This is a genomic window from Janthinobacterium sp. JF4, from assembly GCF_059617925.1.
Genome location: NZ_JCAQAV010000093.1, coordinates 1 through 1952, shown reverse-complemented (window position 1 = coordinate 1952; position 1952 = coordinate 1). Strand labels below are relative to the sequence as shown.

The window sequence follows — 1952 nt, the reverse complement described above, 5'->3', positions numbered from 1 at the left end:
AGCGCGCTTGCATGGCATGCAAGAGGTCAGCGGTTAGCTCCCGCAAACCTCCACCAACAGCGCAGAAATCACATAATAATCAAAGTCGCCTCGAGCGGATTTTTTTATGCCCGGAATATTTCCGCCATACCCCTCGGGGGAATATAAGCTGTTAGCGCGCTTGCATGGCATGCAAGAGGTCAGCGGTTAGCTCCCGCAAACCTCCACCGATAGCGCGGAAGCAGGCGGTAAATAGAAATGAATAAATCAAAGTCGCCTCGGGCGGCTTTTTTTGTGCCTATTGGTTGCATGGATATAACTGACAGTGATTCGCGGAGTGGTTACATTTGGCGGGCGGCTTGATTTCATCATGCCCGCGGATAAAAAATGGACCATTACATTGAGGAGACAGGATGCACCGCGTATTTGCCAGTTTTTTTCTTGCTGCTGTTATTCATGTTCCCGCGCACGCGGACGCGCCGCCTGCGGCGAGATTCGATCCCGGTGCGCTGAAGTTGCAAAAGGGCCCGACCAATGACGTGCTGGTGCTTGGTTCGCCCCATTTGGCGCAATTGCCGAAATCGTTTGATCCGTCTCAATTGAGCTTGCTCAACGAGCGCCTGGCGGGCTGGCGGCCGGACGCGATTGCGATCGAGGCGCTTTCCGGCTTGCAATGCGCTTACTTGCGTGCTTATCCGCAGCGCTATGACGATACGGTGAAAACCTATTGCTATGACACTTCCGTCGCGCGGGCTGCCACGGGCCTGGCTGTGATCGCGGCCACGGCGCAGGCGGAGCGCTTGCTGGCGGCCTGGCCAGCGGCGCCGTCTGCCGCGCAGCAGCGCACATTGGCCTCCCTGTTCCTGGCCGGTGGCGAGCGTGCATCGGCGCTGGTGCAATGGCTGCGTCTGCCTGTGGATGAGCGGCGCGCCGGTGATGGCGTGAACGAGCCCATGGCCGCAGACCTCAATTCCCTGCTGGCGCAGCGCAACGAGAGCTATCAGATTGCTGCCGTGCTGGCGGCGAAGAGCGGGCACGAGCGCGTGCATGGCATGGATGACCATACATCCGATATGCCTGTCGACGATGAAAAGGCTTATGTCAAGGCGATCAGGAAGGCCTGGGACAATCCCTTTTCGGCGGAGCGCAAGCGCATTCACGTCGGGTTTGAGGGGCAATTGAATACGCCTGCGGGCGTGCTGGCGATCTATCGCGCCTATAACGGACGCGCCGAGGCGGATCTGGCCTTCCGCGGCGATTTTGGCGCGGCGCTGGAAGAGCCGTCGCCGCAGCGTTATGGCCGCAACTACGTGGCCTCCTGGGAGGTGCGCAACTTGCGCATGGCGTCGAATATCCGCGAGATCATGGCGGCGCGTCCGGGCATGCGCACCCTGGTCATCGTCGGCGCATCGCACAAGGGCTACCTGGAGGCATATCTGCACCAGATGCATGATGTGCGCATCGTCAATGCGGACGAGGTCTTGCGCTAAGGAATGCTTTTGCCGCGCCAGAAGGTTGGCGCGGTTTTCTCCGCGTCTCTGGCGCGCCGATATCTTCTTGCCATTATCCTGTCCTCATAGGGAGGAGTGATGCAAATAAGGTGGAAAAAAGAAGGCCGGCAGTTGATTTCGTGAATCGCTTCGTGTTAAACTTCGCGCACGCTTTTTTGAGGGGCTAAGCAAAGCCTTCAACGAAGAGTCCGCTGAGAGTAAAGCCAGCACAGGTCCCCATCGTCTAGAGGCCTAGGACATCACCCTTTCACGGTGAGTACAGGGGTTCGAATCCCCTTGGGGACGCCAGGATTTAGTTGTAAAGTAAGAGTGCAGTGCTGAACGGGCCTGACAAGTCAGGCTTTTTTTGTTTCTGCCATATTGCTGCAGTACCGGGTCAGGATGCAAAGTAGCGCATTCAGGACAGATTTCTGTCCCCATCGTCTAGAGGCCTAGGACATCACCCTTTCACGGTGAGTACAG

General features: G+C 57.7%; 1 protein-coding gene and 1 tRNA gene. Both read left to right on the top strand.

Annotated elements, in window-relative coordinates; translation table 11 throughout:
* Positions 1–392 precede the first annotated feature (392 nt).
* Positions 393–1469, top strand: coding sequence for a DUF5694 domain-containing protein (locus AC54AF_RS26980; protein WP_496639041.1), 1077 nt, complete (start codon positions 393–395; stop codon positions 1467–1469).
* Between the two features lie 233 nt (positions 1470–1702).
* Positions 1703–1778: transfer RNA gene (locus tag AC54AF_RS26975), tRNA-Glu, on the top strand.
* The last annotated feature ends 174 nt before the right edge of the window (positions 1779–1952 follow it).

Excerpts from the sequence above, each read along its gene's own strand:
- AC54AF_RS26980 (WP_496639041.1), top strand. The coding sequence starts at position 393 with ATGCACCGCGTATTTGCCAGTTTTTTTCTTGCTGCTGTTATTCATGTT.